Here is a 16561-nt window from a genome sequence, read left to right as displayed (position 1 = left end):
ACATCTTAAGAAGCGAATCATGGCCGGCCTGATTACAGGCGTCATGGCCGTTAGCACCGTGCACGTTGCTGCGCCGAACGCAAGCGCAGACATTGCTGTTACAAGCCAGTACGATCAGCTCTCCCAGGAGGAGCTGCAGAAGGTCTTTGAAGGCCAGCAGATCTGGAAAGAGAAGATCCCGAAGGGCCAGAACGCTCTCGGTCTGCTGGCTACCCAGTACGGCCCGGGCTGGTGCATCGACTGGGGCGTCGATAACCCGTGGAACAACCCGAAGGGTTACTCCTTCCGTAAGCTGACCGGCCAGTCCGGCCGCTACGGCGTTGGTAACCGCATCAACCCGGATGTTGAGAAGGGCGCCATCAACCTGATGAAGGCCGTTCTCGAGGACCAGGAGAAAGGCGACATCGAGGGCGTTAAGCGCAAGATGATGTACATGCAGGCGTTGGTTTCCAACAACCTTGCATACCTCAACGAGGTTCGCCCGAACCTGATGGGTGACGCGATGTTCACCGAGCTGACCGGTTTCGAGATTCGCTACAAGCGTGTTGATAGGGCAAACCCGGGGCCGAACTACTACCTCGTCGTTAACGAGGGAGCGATGGAAAAGGTTCGCAAGAGCTACAACAAAGGCGAATACATCGTTGTCTTGATGCCAAACAACTACAACCTGAATTTCAGCTGGAGGCGTGAATACACTTCCCAGCGTCTGATCACGCCGTACCAGCCAGGTCTGGAGAAGCCGAAGCAGCCAAAGCCGCAGGAGCCTCACTACACGAACACGACAGTGACGCTGCCGAAGAGCACGGTTACCACCGTCGTGACAGTCCCAGAGGCGACCGAGACCCGCTGGGAGCAAATCCCGCCGACCACGAAGGTAACGACTGTAACGAAGCCGGCGGAGACGAAGACCACTACGGTTACTCACGAGCCGTCGACGGTGACGACGACCAAGCGTGAAAACGGCAAGGACGTCACGGTCACGAAGACCATCACGCCGGAGCCGTCGATCGTTGAGACGGTTGTTCCAGGCTCGACAGTCACCAACACGACGACCGTTACTGAGCGCCCAGTCGTGACCACGGTCAAGGAGCACGTCACCCCGACGACGGAGACCCACTACACGACCGTCCCAACGACGGTTGAGGTCACCCCGACTGACGTCACCGAGACGAAGACCGAGCAGTCCACGGTCACGACGACTTCCACGAACGTCAACGTTCAGGAGATCATCAAGGAGTACTACACCCGGATCGAGAAGGAAGTCTACGAGATCCACAACACGATCGACATCCGTCACAAGGACGAGAAGAAGATCCTTGACATGGGCGATCTGAAGAAGCAGGGCTACTCCTGGCGCATCACGAAGGGCGAGGACCTCGTGATCGTGGATCGCGATAAGGACAACAACCTGATCATCAAGCCGAAGGATGACTTCAAGGGATCCGGTGTTGTTGAGATCGTCGTTACCGATGAGAACGGCAACGAGTACATCTACGAGCTGCAGATCAACGATCGCACTGGTGAGGTCGAGCACCTCAACAAGATCGTGAACAACTACTTCTACAACATCAACCAGGGTGGCTCTGATCGCACCAAGATCATCACGCTGGACAAGGGTGACAAGGTAGAGGTTCTCGAGGGTGGCGACATCGCGACCGTGAAGGACGATGGTGCTGGCAAGCTCGTCATCACCCCGAAGAACAAGGATGTTCACGGTGAGGTGATCGTCAAGATCACGTCGAAGAACGGTGAAGAGAAGCAGAACATTATCACCATTGAGAACATCAACTCCACCTACAAGGTGACCCGCGAGATCCTCAACACCTCCGTGGGCTTCGTTGAGCGTCGTGGTGGTACCAAGTTCGAGATCACCTCCGACGAGAACAAGGTCATCAAGGAGATCGTCGAGGACGGCGACAACTGGAAGATCGTTCCGAACGAAGGCGCTGAAGGCGAAGCAACCGTCACCTTCACCGACAAGGACGGCCGCACCTACGAATTCACGTTCATCGTCAAGAAGGACGTGAATGCTGGCCCGGACATCCGTGACGTTCTCATCAACCACGATGGCAAGGTCGAGATCGAGCGCCGCGACAACTACACCATCAAGATTGTCAGCGGTGAAGACTACGCGAAGATCATTGAAGAGAATGGCAAGTGGGTCGTGAAGCCGACCGACGCAGCTGCCAATAACCTTCAGGGCAGCCAGGTCGTCGTTCAGGTGAACGACGACAAGGGTGAGCTGCGCAACATCTGGAACATTCAGATTAATCCTGCTCTCAACCAGGACACCTTCGAAAAGCGCGTGCTGCAGCGTGAGGCGGTTGATCGTTCCTACATGACGATTAACGCTGGCAACGCCACGAACAACAACCTCACCATCACTGAGGGTGAGGACTTGGTCGTCAAGGATGAGAAGAATACGAAGACCAACGACAACGGTGACACTACCGATTTGCGCTTCCGCTTCAAGCCGGGCACGAAGGGCCAGGTCAAGATCCAGGAGACCATGCGTTGGCTCGACGTAGAGGATATTCCTGAGGGTTCCACCGTCGCTGACGAGAGCCTGCTCGACCCGAACAATGATAACCCGAAGAAGCCGAAGATCATTGTTGATAAGGCTCCGAAGAACAAGGACGGCAAGCGGTACGTTGACCTTGTCATCACCGAGTGGGTTGTTGATGTCGAGCCGGGTCACGTCCAGGAGCTGAACCACGAGTTCACCACTGACAACGACCTGACGATTCAGGGCACCGACCTCAAGCTCATCAAGGGCGAGGAGCTGCTGAAGTCGAAGCCTGAAGAAGGTTCCATCATGAAGCTGGAGCCGAAGCGTGAGGCAGAAGGCACCGTTGTCGTCGAGAACCGCACGAACGACGGCTACGTCTTCGAGCGCTACACCATCAACTTCAAGCCTGGTCGTGACTTGAACAAGGTCATCAAGCGCGTGATCACGACGGATAGCACCGCGAAGTTGGCCCGCTACGAGAACGATAAGGTCTTCAAGGTCCTCGAGGGTACCCTGGCAGATGGTAAGGACATCACCAGCGAGTTCAAGAAGTACTTCAAGTACTCCGAGGAGACGAACGAGTTCCAGCTCGTGCCGCTCGAGGCAGCAATCGGCAAGGTCTTCACCTTCCAGATCGCTGACGACCGTGGCGTGTACGCGAACTACGAGTTCACCGTCGGCACTGGCGAGAACAAGAGCAACCGCACCTTCGAGATCCCAGAATCGTCTGAGTTCCGCGTGCTGCAGATCAACCCGAACACCATGGTGTGGGTTAGTGGTTCCGAGAACTTCACGACTAACGTTCAGGACAGCGGTTCTGTCGACGGCAAGAGCAACAAGATCTCTGAGTGGGTTGCAAAGCCTGTGAAGGATTCGGCTGGCAAGTCGGGCATCGTGCAGGAGGTTGACCCAGACGGCAACGTTGTCAACCGTTACACGCTGAACATCACGGCGCCGAAGGTCCGTAAGTTCGATGAGGTTCAGAAGGGCGCTCTTGTTGGTGAGACGCAGACCATCGAGAAGAAGGACAAGGACAACACCTTGGCCATCGTCAAGGGCCGCGATCTTCTCACTGACATCAGCGCTGATAACTCCGTCTTCACTCCGACGGACAAGGCTGCAAACCAGTCTGTGGTTGTTGAGGAGTACAACGCCAACGGTGACCTGGTGACTCGATACACCATCTCCGTCCTGCCAAAGGGCTGGTCCACCTCCGAGGGTGCAAACATTGCCGACCCGAACAAGCTCTTCATCATTAAGAAGAACGAGAAGACCGGCGTCATCACCATCCAGCTCAACCCTGACTCTGGCGTGAAGCTTGACCTGAGCAAGGTCGACTTCGACATTGTCGGCGGTAAGGCGACGAAGGAGTTCAAGGACGGCAAGTGGATCATCACCCCGGAGAAGAATGGCAACCTCACCATCGTGCCGATCTTCCCGAACTCTGCTCAGGGTGCTCCAGTCGATGTTGAGGTAAATATCACCGTTACGAAGGAAACCAAGGGTTCCTCGAACGCGAACTTCAAGGACCCGAAGTGCATCGCTGGTCTGGTCGGCATGGCGTCGCCACTGCTGCTGTTGATCCCGCTGGGCATCCTCTCCCAGGTCCGCATTCCGGGCCTCGAGAGCCTGCGCGCAGAGGTCAACGCAGCCATCAAGCGCGCTAACGATGACATCCAGCGTGGCCTGGGTATCTACGACCGCGACCGCGCAGAGCGCGCAGCCGGCCTGCAGGGTGCGTTCCAGGTAGCGAACCCACAGATGATCGGCCTCGCAGGTGGCGCCCTCGGTGCCATCACCGCCGGCCTGATCATCATGGACGTTGTCCTGCGTAGCTGTGGTGTGGACGAAGCAACGTCCTCCTACCAGCTGGGCAAGGCAACCGGCAACCAGACCCTGATTGACGGTTCCTCCAAGAAGGACGATCAGGGCACCGAGGAAGCAAAGCCTGCCGAGGACAAGCCAGCGGAGAACAACTAACGTTGACTCCGTCTCAGGCTGAGGTCAGGGCATAACAAAACCCGGCCCGCACACCACACGGTGCGCGGGCCGGGTTTTCTCTTGCAGTAAAGGGAATCGGCTACTTCCGCTTCTTCGGCAACGCCATCAGCGCCGCACCCATCGAAACCAGCCACGAATCCTTCGCCAGGGAAAGGCCATCGTGGGAAGGACGGATGCCGTCGTCCTCGGTCATGGCGTCGTTGTTGAAGTACATCGTCAACATGCCAGCGCCAAACGAGCCAAGGGCCGCACCGGCGAGACGGTTGCTCACAAAGGGGGCGAGCAGCGCGCCGGCCACCGCTGCCTCAGAGACAGCGAGACCCTTGCCGAACTGCTCCGGATCCAACTTGCCAAGCGCAGGGATGCCCGTGGCAGCCATGCCTTGGAGGCCCTCGGCGGCCTCGCGGTTGAGGCCGAACTTGCCCAGGGCAGAGTTCAAAATGAAAAGCCCCGTCGGGACGCGCAGGGCAACGGATGCAAGCTTTGCGGATGTAGACATAGTGTGCTCCTTCGTTATTGGTAGATCGCAATGCGTGTTGACGCATCAACAATGTTGCGAGTCTACCAGTCGTAGAAGTCACCTGCAGAAGGGGGAGCGCACCAAATTCGTGATTTTCCGAAGGTCGCACACGTGTTTTCCCAGGTCACTAAACGCGCCAGTGAGGGAATTTGGTGCGCAGGCCAAGCATCACGACACCACATTCCCGAATCTCGAAAAGGCGACGCGACGTTTCCCCAGGTCGTCAACTCCACGAGGAGGAATTTGGTGCACTCCCCCTCACCTCAGTGCCAAAGCACGCAACTCTCTCTTCACGAGCTGGGTTTTTACCCCTTCCCCCAACAAGAATTGCGTCTTTTGGCACTGGCATCTCCCGATGGGACACCACATTCCCTCCCCGACCCCCATCGACCTGGGCTTTTCCAAACCCGGCTGCCAAAATCCAGGAATTTGGTGCGCGCATCCCCTGCCCAGACACCAAATTCCCGAATCTCGAAAAGGCGCCGCAGCGTTTCCCCAGCTCACCGAACCCCCAAATAGGAATGTGGTGCCAGGGACCGGCCCCCAGCAACCACAAACCCTTACAGCGACAGCTCTGGGTGGATGTCCTTGTCGTTGAGGATGCGGCGCTTCCACATGCCCCACGCGCTGATCAACCACGCGGCCACTGCGAGCAGTGTGAGGACCACGATGGCGCGCAGCAGGCGCGGGTCTTCGGCGTGGTTGCCGAAGAAGGCGACGCGGATCATATCCACGGTAAAGCGCATCGGGTCCCAGGCGTGGACCCACTGGATGAACCCTGGCTGCACTTCGGGCGGGTAGAGGCCGTTGGAGGCCACCAGCTGGAGGGACATGAGCGCCATGGTGACCAGTCTGCCGGTGGCGGGGCCGAAGACCATGTTGATGGCCAGGATGAGGGACATGAACACCCAGGAGCCGAACCACAGCACGCCGAACAGGCCGAGTGGGTGCTTCGGCTCGACGCCGATCGCGACGACCTGCACGAGCCACAGCAGCACGGCCTGCACGAAGCCGACGATCAGGGACGGCAGCAGGGTGTGGGCGACCATGCGGAAGGGGTTGGTGCCGGAGTCGATGACGCGGCGTGAGAACGGCGCGAGGATCATGTAGAGCACCAGGCCGCCGATCCACAGGGAGAGGGACAGGAAGAAGGGGGAGAGGCCCTTGCCGAAGAAGGTGAGTTCGTCGCCGGTGTTGTTGTGTACGACGGGGTTACCGGCGGCCTCGGTGGCTTTCTCGAGGCGGTCGCCTTCCCAGGTTGGGGCTTTGTCGGCGCCTTCGTTGAGTTTGAGGCTGAGTTCGCCGGTGCCGTCGCTGAGGGTGACCAGGCCGTCGTTCAGGTCGTTGAGGCCGACGACGAGCTGGTTGGAGCCACCCGCGAGTTTGGAGGTGCCTTCGGCTGCGGAGTTCGCTCCCACGACGAGGCGGGAGGAGCCGTCCTTCAGCTTGCCGACGCCCACCACGAGCGTGCCGGAGCCGTCCTGCAGCATCCGCAGGCCCTGCGCCAGCGTCTGCGCACCGGCGGCGGCTTGGTCCATGCCGGAGCGGTACTTGGCGGTGGGGTCGTTGAGCTGGGTGGACAGTTCGTGGGCGCCGTTGCGCAGCCTGGTCAGGTCGTTGATCATCTGCGGGTTCATGGCGACGAACTGGTCGGCATTGAGCTGAGCTTTCAGGCCGCGGGCCTGATTGGCCAGGTCGGAGGCGCCGGGAACTGGGGTGGCGTCGAGCTGACGGATGGCCTGGTCCAGGGTGGCGTTGATGCTGTTGAAGGTGTTCTGGGCCACGTTGAGCTGGTCCGTGATGGAGGTCAGCTTGCCTACACCGCCGGCGATGGCGGCTGCTCCGGCGCCGAGCTGGGCGGTGCCGTCTTGGAGGGCGGTGAGGCCGTTGGCAAGCTTGTTGGCGCCTTGGGAGGCTTCGCCGAGCTTCTCGTTGAGCGTGTTGGCGCCCTGCTGGAGTTCGCCGATGCCGGAGTCGAGTTGCTGCGCGCCGTCGGCGAGCTTCTTGATGCCGTTGTCAAGCTCCCCGACGCCGCCGTTGAGCTTGCCGGCGCCGTCCTTCAGCTTGCCGCTACCGTCCTTGGCTTTGTGCGCGCCGTCATCGAGTTTGCCCGCGCCGTCGGCGGCTTTCACCATGCCGTCGTGGATGGTGTTGAAGCCGACGAAGAGCTGGTTGACCACCTCTTTACTCACGCTCTCTGAGATGACGGAGCTCATGATCAGGGTCACCTGGTTGCCCAGCATGGTGGGAATGAACCCGTTGGTCTCATTAAGGGAGATGTTGAGTTTCGCCTGGTGGGGGTTGTCGGAGTTGACGGATTCGGCGGCTTCGGAGAAGTCGCTGGGGATCTCTACGCCGAGGTAATAGGTGCCGTCGGCGACGCCCTTTTGGGCTTCCTCCGCGCTGACGAGGCGGAAGTCCATGGGTTGCTCGTCCATGAGTTCTTCGACGACGGTCAGGCCGTGCTCACCCTCGTCCGAGTTGACCAGGGCGACGGGCATCTTGTGCAGGTTGCCCAGCGGGTCGTAGTAGGACCAGACAAACAGCCCGCCGAAGAGCAGCGGGATGAGCGTGATGGCAATCATGGCCAGCGGCGGCAGTTTGCCGTGACCGAACTTTCGGAAGTTGCTGCCGATGTGCAGCCCTGCGATCATAGGTCCTCCTTGTTCACGCTGTTGACCAGCACAGGTTTGAGTTTTGCGACGTCGCGCAGGTTGTCGATGAATTCTTTGCGCAGCTCAAAGTTACGCAGCTGGTCTGGGTCGTCGACGATGATCAGCGGCGCGTCGGGTCGCGCGATGAGCGCGAGCAGTACACGCAACCGCATCCGGTCGACGATGCTGAGGTCGCCGATGCCGAGCTTGAGTTTGTCCTCGTCCAGGTCGAATTGGAGGGGTTCCAGCCAGGGTTCGACAAGTTCGTGGCCGAGCAGGTCACGCGGGATGAGGCGGAAGAACGGCAGCTCCCAGGAGATTTGCTCCCGGATGATTTCCTTGGTGGGCACGGAGCGCTCGACGGAGTCGATGAGCGAGATGCCCGCCAGGGCGATCTCGGGGAAGCGTTGGCGGGCGGTGGTGGGCTCGTCGAAAAGCTCGATGGTGCCGCTGTGTGGTTCGTAGCGGCCGGCGAGCGCCATACTCAGTGTGGACGCGCCGGACTCGCGAGGCGATGTGACCAGCGTGAACCCTTCGCCAACCTCGAGGTTGACCGGGTTGTTCCCTGGGCGCACGACGACGTCGACGGCTCGTAGGATGCAGTCCATTGAACACCTACTTTGGTTGATTTTCGTTGCAGAATGGTGCTAAGCGTAGGATTGACTATCAGTTAATGTCAAGCGGAAAGGAAGCACCATGCGAGCCGATGCGAGACAGAAGCGCGAACAGCTGATCCGGGCGGCGGTGGAGAACTTCCGCACCCGCCCGAACTCGGAGGTCACGCTTGGCGAGATCGCGGAGCACGCTGGGGTGGGCATCGCCACGCTGTACAGGCACTTTCCGACGCGCGCCGACCTGCGCCAGGCGTGCGCCCTCGAGTTCATTGACGTGCTCGACGCGAAGCTGGGGGACACGCTGGCCAAGTTTGACAGCGCCCCGGAGGAGCAGTGGCGCGCTTTCATTTGGGCGTGCGCCGACTCGGGTATCGGCATGCTGGTGGCGGCCCCGGCGGACGAGCCGCCGCACGCCCTGGAGCCCACGGTGCGGCAGCGCCGCGACGAGTTCTTCGCGCACGCCCAAGAGCTGCTGGACCTCGCCGCCCCCCACGGCCTCGTCGACCCAGCGCTGACCCCCTCCGAGATCGCCGCCGAGCTGATCGTGGTCACCCGCCCGATGAGCGCGAACCTGCGCGACCTCTTCCCAGACGTGAAGACCCGCCTGGTCAACCACCTGCTGCTGGCGTGGCGGGTGGACGCCAACTAGCGGCTACTTCGTAGCGCGGCGCTGGTCGTCGTCGAGGGCGTCGAGGGTGCTGAACTGGTCGTCGGCGGAATCGGTGGAATACACCAGCGTGGCCGTGCCTTCAGACGTGCCCTCAGTCGCGTCTTCCCGCAGCGCGTGCTTCGGCTCGTGGTTGCGCTCCTCGAGCTTTTCGCGCAGGTAGAACTCCCACAGCGCCCAGCCGCCGGCCGCGAGCGCGCAAGCACCGAGGGAGGCGAACAGGACCTTCGAGCCGGTCCCACGCTTGCGCGCTTCCTTCTTCAGCGCGATCTGGCGGGCCTTGCGGTCAGGGGCGGTCGCGGCGTGGAGGGCGCGGCGGGCGTCGATACGCGCGTGGCTGGCGCGGGTGACTTTGCCGGCCTGCTGGCGCGCGGCGTCGTAGATCCCCTCGAGCTGTGGCACGTCGGCGAGGTCGTGGAGGTCGTCGATGTTGTCGTCCTTGATGGCCTCGGCGAGTGCTTCGTAGACGTCGCGCTGCTGCTTGCTGTTGAGTTCGCGGAAGTAGTTCCAGGCGCCGCTGATGCCGCGCAGTGCGAGTCGTGCAGTGGTGAGGTTCATGTGTGCTCCTTCGTTGTGTTCTTTCCCAACCACCCTAGCGGGCTGCACCGACATGTGCCCCCACAGTCCGCACGAAGTAGACCAAGCGGTTCAGTTTTGGGAAATATTATTCACATTTCGCAGGTCGCTGACCTGTGACAATACATCGCGATACGCAAAAGTAGTTGTGCACCCTTGCGGCCAGCCTTAAATTTCATTGCACCCCATCAACAGGAAGCAACAGAAGGCAGGTGAGTCAGGTGCGGCAGGCAACGTTGGAAACGCGGATCTCGGCGTCGGCACCGTTGGACGGCATCGAGGAGGAGCTCGCACCACGCCCGCAGCGGGCACGCACGGCGCTCAGCTTCGAGGTGATCCCACCGCGTCACAGCGCCGACTCCGCCAAGCTCGACGCCCTCATCCAAGGGCTCGCCGCCTACCAGCCCGACTACGTGTCAGTCACCAGCTCGCACCGCAGCGACTGGCTGGAAGGCACCGCCCGCCTCATCGAGCGCATCGCGCAGACCACGAGCATGCGCCCCATCGCGCACCTCGCCTGCACCGCCGGCACGCCCGACGAGCTGCGGCAGTGGATCACCCAGCTTATCGACGCCGGCGTCCGCGGATTCCTCGCCCTTCGCGGCGACATCCCAGCCGGACTCGACCGCCTGCCCGACACACACCTGCAGCACGCAACGGACCTGCTCAACCTGATCCAGGACGTCGCCGACGCGCAGGCCTACCGCCTCGCGGCGGGCAAGCTCGCGCTGTCGGTGGCCTGCTACCCGCGGGGACACGCGGAGAGCACCAGCGACGACCAAGACCTGGACGTGTTGCTGGCGAAGCAGCGCCTCGGTGCCGACTTCGCCATCACGCAGCTGTTCTTCGACGCGCAGGACTATCTCAGCTTCGCGGAGCGTGCCCGGCTCGCCGGGGTGCGCATCCCGCTGATCCCCGGCATCATGCCGATGACCAGCGTGAACCGGGTGCGCAGGATGGGTGAGTTGTCCGGTGTGGCACCCCCGGTGGACGTCATCAAGCAGCTTGAAGCGGCGCGGACACCGGAGGAAGAGCACCAGATTGGCATGCGACTCACCGTTGCATTAGCGCGCACGATTCTGCAGGCCGGCGCCGGTGGCCTGCATGTTTACACACATAACGACTTAGCAGTAACACGTGAACTATTGAAAGGACTCAACCTGTGAGCACCGTAGCATTCCCCACCACGACCATCGAGGGCTACCCGAGGATCGGCGCGCAACGCGAACTGAAGCGCGCCCTGGAGTCCTACTGGTCCGGGCAGATCGACGCGGACACGTTCCGCTCCACGACGCGCGCCCTGCGCATCGATACGTACAACCACCTGCGTGACCTCGGTCTCTCCGAGCCCTACGCCATCCCGGCGGACGTCGCCCTCTACGACCACGTCCTGGAGACCGCGCTGACCGTCGGCCTCGTCGCCGGCGGCACCGACCTGGATGAGGAGTTCGCGCTCGCCCGCGGCACCGCCACCCGCGTGCCGCTGGAGATGACGAAGTGGTTCGACACCAACTACCACTACCTCGTGCCCGAGGTTGCCGCCGGTCAGGAGATTACGCCGGTGCCGGAGCGCATCGTGCGCATCGTGGAGGAGGCCCGCGAGGCCGGCCACCAGGTGCGCCCGTACCTCGTCGGCCCAGTCACGCTGCTCGCGCTGTCGAAGCCGGTGGAGTGGTCCCTGCTCCCGGCCCTCGTCGAGGCATACGCCCAGGTCTTCGCGGCGCTGCACCAGGCCGGTGTGGAGTGGGTCCAGGTCGCCGAGCCGATCGTCGTCGCTGACGTTGACACCCCGGACACCGATATCGCGCGCTACCTGGGTGAGGCATGGTCGACGCTCCTCGGCGCCGACGCTCGCCCGAGCGTCTACCTGACCACCCCGTACGGCGCCGCCGACGCCGCCCTGCCCGTCCTCGGCGAACTCAAGCCCGAAGCCCTCCACGTCGACCTGTCCCCGTGGACCCTGCAGGCCACCCCTGACTACGTCGAGCAGGTCCGCACCCACGTCGCGCCCGAGACACACCTCGTCGCCGGACTTATCGACGGCCGCAACGTCTGGGCCGCCGACCTCGCCGAACGCACCGAAATCCTCACCACCCTCGGCGCCACATCGGTGACCACGTCCACCTCGCTGCAGCACGTGCCGCACACCCTCAAGGCCGAGCGCAACCTGCCCGTGGACGTCGCCACCTGGCTCGCTTTCGCCGACGAGAAGATCGCCGAAGCCCTCGCCCTGAGCGCCGGCCCGCAGGCAGCCGAGGTCGCGTTCGCCGCATCTGCCCGGGTCGCGCGGACCCGCGCGGAGTCCCCGCTGCGCCACGACGAGGCCGTCGCTAAGCGTCTTGGCACTCTTCCTGCAGGTCAGGTGCAGCGCCAGCCGCTGTTCGCCGAGCGCCAGCAGGCCCAACGCGAGGCGCTGAACCTCCCCAGCTTGCCGACGACCACCATCGGCTCCTTCCCACAAACCCCCGAGATCCGCCAAGCCCGCGCCGCACACCGCAACGGCACACTCAGCGACGCTCAATACAAGGAAGCGCTGCAGCAAGAAATCAAGCAGGTCATCGAACTGCAAGAAGAAATCGGCATCGACGTCCTCGTCCACGGCGAAGCCGAACGCAACGACATGGTCCAGTACTTCGCCGAACTCCTCGACGGCTTCGTCGTCACCGAAAACGGCTGGGTCCAGTCCTACGGCTCCCGCTGCACCCGCCCACCAATCGTTTACGGCGACGTCTCCCGACCAGCCCCAATGACCGTCGAATGGGCCACCTACGCCCAATCCCTCTCCAACAAGCCAGTCAAGGGCATGCTCACCGGCCCTGTCACCATCCTGGCCTGGTCCTTCAAACGCGACGACGTCCCCCTGTCCGTCTCCGCCGACCAAATCGGCGCCGCCCTCGCCGACGAAGTCCGCGACCTCGAGGAAGCCGGCATCAGCATCATCCAAATCGACGAGCCCGCCCTGCGCGAACTCCTCCCACTCCGAGCAAAGGATCGCCCGTCCTACCTCGACTGGGCCGTCCGCTCCTTCCGACTCGTCTCCTTGAACGCCACACCGACCACCCAGATCCACACCCACCTCTGCTACTCAGAGTTCGGCCAGATCATCGACGCAGTCGCCGGCCTCGACGCCGACGTCACCTCCATCGAAGCCGCCCGCTCTCGCATGGAACTGCTTGCCGACATCGACGACTCCTTCCACTCCGAAATCGGCCCCGGCGTCTGGGACATCCACTCACCACGCGTCCCTTCCGTCGAGGAAATCGTCGAACTGCTCCAAGCAGCACTGCGTCACGTCCCAGCCGAACACCTCTGGGTCAACCCCGACTGCGGCCTGAAGACGCGCAAGTATGAGGAAGTGGTGCCGTCGCTACGCAACCTGGTTGCCGCACGCGACGCGGTGCTCGCCCAGCGCTAACACCGGACGAGGGGCGTGGAGGGTCGTGTACGCTGTACACCATGACTCAAAAGACGCAGACAATGACGTTCCATACCAACCACGGCGACATCAAAGTCGACCTGTTTGGCAACCACGCCCCACACACCGTTGACACCATCACCGGCCTGGCGAAGGGCACCCTCGACTACTCCACCAAGAACGCCTCCGGCACCACCGAAGGCCCCTTCTACGACGGCGCCATCTTCCACCGCATCATCCCCGACTTCATGATCCAGGGCGGCGACCCAACCGGCACCGGCACCGGCGGCCCAGGCTTCCAGTTCGCCGACGAGTTCCACCCAGAACTCCAGTTTGACCGCCCATACCTGCTGGCCATGGCCAACGCCGGCCCAGGCACCAACGGTTCCCAGTTCTTCATCACCGTCGCCGAAACCCCGTGGCTGAACAACCGCCACACCATCTTCGGCGAGGTCACCGATGAGGCTTCCCGCAAGGTCGTCGACGAGCTTGCCAACGTCCCGACCGGCCGCATGGACCGCCCCGTCGAGGACGTCGTGATCAACTCCGTCACCGTGGAGTAGCTTTATTTTTTGTCTTAGGCCCCGCCTTTTTGGTGGGGCCTTTGGCGTTCTTAGGTCTCGAGTGCCGTGAGTGCCAAAGGACGCACCCCCTAAAGGCTAGCCCATTGATGACCAGGCGTTTTGATGGCGGTTTTTTCGGGATTGCGTCCTTTGGCACTCAAGTGCCCGGGACGCGCACCACATTCCCATCTTGCCGAATCGCGACCTGGGAAAACGCCGAGCGCCCCGCGAAAAACCAGGAATTTGGTGCGCAGGGAAGAGGTGCCTGCACCACATTCCCTCGCTTTGAGTTGGCCAAGTTGTAAAAGCCTAGCTCGGTGACGGCTAGTCAGCCAGCGGGAGTGAAAATGTTCGGGCAGAGCAAACAATTGTGTGCAAAAATATTTGCATTTATCCTGCAAGGAAACACTACTCATACTAGGAGAAGCCCCGTGAAACGTTTTAGAACCGCTGCTTGTGGTTGTGTTTGATGGTCGCATGGATCACACTCGGTCTTTTAACCTATGTGTGGAGCCCTCCGGGCAACACCATCTATATCGGATAAATGCCTAGAATCCGCTGCCATAAGGGCCGGTTCTGACGTGCTTCGAGTTTCTTGGCATACTCTTGCAAATCACGGCTAGCTTTCGCCTGTGTCATTGGCAACTGCTCGATCATTCGTTTATGGGACTCGGTCAGTGGATACTTCCGCTCTGCCATTGCCTGATTAGTCATCAGCAGACTCCTTCCTATCCCTGTTATGACCTAGTACGGATAATAGTAACAAAATCTCTAGGTCTGAAACCCAGTTCTTCGAAGTAGTACCCGGCGAAAAGGTTGAATTCCTCGGGTTAAATTTATTGTCGTATTCAAGAATTGCCCGAGTAAACCCGATATCTTCTGAAGACTTCAACCCTGACTCCAGCATTGGGGTCAAAAAACGCCAACCTGCATTTTGCTGAGCGGGATTTTCTGCAAGTGTCATATCGATTGCCCACTGAACACGTTCGTAGTACGCAGAGCGGTCATCAGCATTTGATTTCTGCGACAGTGACTTGGTGGCGATACCTAACGTAAGTACGGCAGCTGCGGCAGCAGGTATCGCTCCTCGATATGAAAATATCGTCGCAAGCGATTCCTGCCAGGGCTTTTCCCAGAAGAGCACCAACCCCCAGTGCACCATGGCAAGGAATAACACGAAAGCAACGAGCAGAGCGGCAATGACTTGCGCGTTATTCCATTCGGCCCTGAAATTAATGTTCATTTTTCGCACGAGAATAAGGCTATCACTCAGATTCCTCCTGCTCAGATGGATTCCACAGGCCTCAAATTTACAAGATTTCAAGATCTGTCCCGGACTGGTTGAGAGGTGAGACTGGGGTGGAACTCCCCGAAGATACGGCCAATAGCCCTGGAAAACAGCTAGACCCCCAAATTCCGCATGTGCGGTGGAGGTCTGCAACGCCAATTTAGCATCAATCTGCATTCTGATGTTTTTAAGGCCGGGACATGCACCACATTCCCGCTTTTCAGCAGCCCAATCTGCAAAAGCCCAGGTCGGCGAGCGCGTATGAGGGAATTTGGTGCAGGACCAACCCCTAGAAACTCCCCGACCCGCCAGCGGCCGTGAACCCCGAGCTGAACGTCGTGTTCACACCCGAAGAGGAGGAAGAAGCAGCCGAGTTCGCGGCGGCGACGTTGGTGTTGTGCCAGGACTGCATCGCAACGAATGGGATGTAGGTGGGGTACCAGTAGTCCTTGTCGTAGATGGCTGGGGTGGTGAGTTTGTGGCGGTCTTTGACGTCGCTGAACTCTTTGTCTTTGACGGCGTCGAGGATGATGCGGTAGTCGGAGAGGAGGTGGAGGTAGTCGTCGAGGAAGGTGGGGCTGGCGGGGTCCGCATCCAGCTGCCGGACGCGCTCCTCCAAGGAGACGAGTTCTTGGCGGAGGGTGGCGTCGTTAATTGAGGTGCGTGCTTTGGTGATGTCCCTGCTGAGGCGGGCGAGGTCGGTGCGGCGGGTCGTGGTGTCGCCTTGTTCGATGTTGAAGAGGCGGTTGATGTTGTCTTCGGCGTGGCTGGTGTGGGTGAGGGTTTCGGCGGCGTCGGCGAGTTGTTTGCGGGCGCGGTAGGCAGCGGCGTCGTCGGAGATGGGGATGCTGCTGATGCCGCCGGCGCCGGAGACGGTGTCGTGGAGTTTGAGGAAGCGGTCGCGGACGTCGCCCCATTGACGACGCAGCTCCGCATCGGCAAACGCGCTGGTCAGGGAGTTGGCGCGGACGTCGATGCCGTCGAGGCGCCCGGCGAGGTCGGCGTATTCCTTGGTCACGAGCGAGTAGTCCGCCCGCGCCTGCTCGATCAATCGGCGGCGCCGGTTGCGCAGCGCGACGCCTGTGCCGCCAACAACGCCTGCCAACACGCCGGATCCCACACCGGCGCCGATGCCGCCCCCAATCCGGTCGTCGACTGCGGACTCGTAACGCTCCTGCTGCAGGCCGGCGGTGTCCATGGCGAGGCTCGCGCCGGCGAAGAGGGCGGCGGGGACGTTGTTGCTTTGTAGTCCGGGGACCATGGCGTCGATAACTGAGGAGACGCGCGATGATTCGCTGTGGAGGTCGAGGACGTCGGCGACGTCGTCGGCGGCGTAGATTGCGTGGTGGCGGTGCGCCATGTCCACGGCGAGGACGAGGGTGCCGTCGCGGAAGCCGTGCTTGTCCAGGATTTCGTCGGGGTAGTGGGCGCGGAAGTATTCCTCGATGGTGTCGTTGATGTTGTCGCGCGTGTTTTCGGCGTTGTTGAACGCGAGGATGTGGATGGTGCGCACGACTTCTGGGTGGTCGATGCGCTGGAGGTTCTGCTCGAGTTGCGCCTGGTCAGCTGGGGTGAGCAGGCCGTCGGGGTTGGTCAGTTGGAGGCGTGGCGCCTCGGCGGTGGTAGCGATGGCGTACTGCGCCGGGTCCGGCTCGTTAATGGCTGCGTAGGTGCCTGCGCCGACGCCACCGCCGATCAGCAGTGCCGTCGCGCCAACGCCAAGGATTTGTGCCCATGTGCTCATGCGCCTGATT

General features: G+C 61.3%; 12 protein-coding genes. 5 read left to right on the top strand and 7 right to left on the bottom strand.

Going from position 1 to position 16561, the window contains the following annotated elements; genetic code table 11:
• Positions 1–19 precede the first annotated feature (19 nt).
• Positions 20–4489, top strand: coding sequence for a hypothetical protein (locus tag HMPREF3170_RS08400; protein WP_070479085.1), 4470 nt, complete (start codon positions 20–22; stop codon positions 4487–4489).
• 100 nt (positions 4490–4589) lie between these two features.
• Here the strand turns inward: HMPREF3170_RS08400 and HMPREF3170_RS08395 are convergent, their stop codons facing one another.
• The 3 genes from HMPREF3170_RS08395 to HMPREF3170_RS08385 all read right to left on the bottom strand — a co-directional run bounded on the left by HMPREF3170_RS08395 (position 4590) and on the right by HMPREF3170_RS08385 (position 8292).
• Positions 4590–5009, bottom strand: coding sequence for a hypothetical protein (locus tag HMPREF3170_RS08395; RefSeq protein ID WP_070363365.1), 420 nt, complete (start codon positions 5007–5009; stop codon positions 4590–4592).
• Between the two features lie 581 nt (positions 5010–5590).
• Positions 5591–7684, bottom strand: coding sequence for a YhgE/Pip family protein (locus tag HMPREF3170_RS08390; protein WP_070479084.1), 2094 nt, complete (start codon positions 7682–7684; stop codon positions 5591–5593).
• On the bottom strand, positions 7681–8292 hold the full coding sequence (locus HMPREF3170_RS08385; RefSeq protein ID WP_070363363.1) for an ATP-binding cassette domain-containing protein: 612 nt from the start codon (positions 8290–8292) through the stop codon (positions 7681–7683). Before HMPREF3170_RS08385 ends, HMPREF3170_RS08390 begins: the two co-directional genes overlap by 4 nt.
• A gap of 88 nt (positions 8293–8380) precedes the next feature.
• On the opposite strand from HMPREF3170_RS08385, the gene HMPREF3170_RS08380 reads away from it, so the two are divergent.
• A complete protein-coding gene (locus HMPREF3170_RS08380) occupies positions 8381–8947 on the top strand; it encodes a TetR/AcrR family transcriptional regulator (protein ID WP_070479082.1) in 567 nt (188 codons plus the stop codon).
• Between the two features lie 3 nt (positions 8948–8950).
• Here the strand turns inward: HMPREF3170_RS08380 and HMPREF3170_RS08375 are convergent, their stop codons facing one another.
• Positions 8951–9523, bottom strand: a complete 573-nt coding sequence (locus HMPREF3170_RS08375) for a hypothetical protein (protein ID WP_070479080.1) — start codon at positions 9521–9523, stop codon at positions 8951–8953.
• A 239-nt stretch (positions 9524–9762) separates the two neighbouring features.
• Between HMPREF3170_RS08375 and HMPREF3170_RS08370 the strand changes: the two genes are divergently transcribed.
• From HMPREF3170_RS08370 to HMPREF3170_RS08360, 3 genes are read left to right on the top strand one after another with little or no spacing between them, the layout of a single operon-like run.
• Entirely contained in the window at positions 9763–10707 is a 945-nt protein-coding gene (locus HMPREF3170_RS08370; RefSeq protein ID WP_369822023.1) for a methylenetetrahydrofolate reductase, read from the top strand.
• Positions 10704–12956 carry a 5-methyltetrahydropteroyltriglutamate--homocysteine S-methyltransferase gene (gene metE / locus HMPREF3170_RS08365; protein WP_070479079.1) on the top strand — a complete coding sequence of 751 codons (2253 nt, stop codon included), beginning with the start codon at positions 10704–10706 and terminating at the stop codon, positions 12954–12956. Before HMPREF3170_RS08370 ends, metE begins: the two co-directional genes overlap by 4 nt.
• A gap of 41 nt (positions 12957–12997) precedes the next feature.
• The gene (locus HMPREF3170_RS08360; protein ID WP_070363359.1) at positions 12998–13519 is read left to right on the top strand and encodes a peptidylprolyl isomerase; all 522 of its coding nucleotides are present in this window, start codon (positions 12998–13000) and stop codon (positions 13517–13519) included.
• Positions 13520–14050: 531 nt separating this feature from the next.
• On the opposite strand, the gene HMPREF3170_RS08355 is transcribed toward HMPREF3170_RS08360, so the two are convergent.
• From HMPREF3170_RS08355 to HMPREF3170_RS08345, 3 genes are all read right to left on the bottom strand, one after another.
• Positions 14051–14233: a hypothetical protein gene (locus tag HMPREF3170_RS08355; RefSeq protein ID WP_070363358.1), complete on the bottom strand. Its 183-nt coding sequence runs from the start codon at positions 14231–14233 to the stop codon at positions 14051–14053.
• Positions 14226–14771, bottom strand: a complete 546-nt coding sequence (locus HMPREF3170_RS08350) for a hypothetical protein (RefSeq protein ID WP_141742256.1) — start codon at positions 14769–14771, stop codon at positions 14226–14228. The genes HMPREF3170_RS08355 and HMPREF3170_RS08350 overlap by 8 nt, the downstream gene beginning before the upstream one ends.
• A gap of 325 nt (positions 14772–15096) precedes the next feature.
• On the bottom strand, positions 15097–16551 hold the full coding sequence (locus tag HMPREF3170_RS08345; protein ID WP_070479075.1) for a DUF5129 domain-containing protein: 1455 nt from the start codon (positions 16549–16551) through the stop codon (positions 15097–15099).
• Positions 16552–16561 lie beyond the last annotated feature (10 nt).

Source organism: Corynebacterium sp. HMSC08D02 (genome assembly GCF_001807505.1).
GTDB classification, from domain to species: Bacteria; Actinomycetota; Actinomycetes; order Mycobacteriales; family Mycobacteriaceae; genus Corynebacterium; species Corynebacterium pseudogenitalium.
This window is presented reverse-complemented; position numbering and strand designations above follow the sequence as displayed.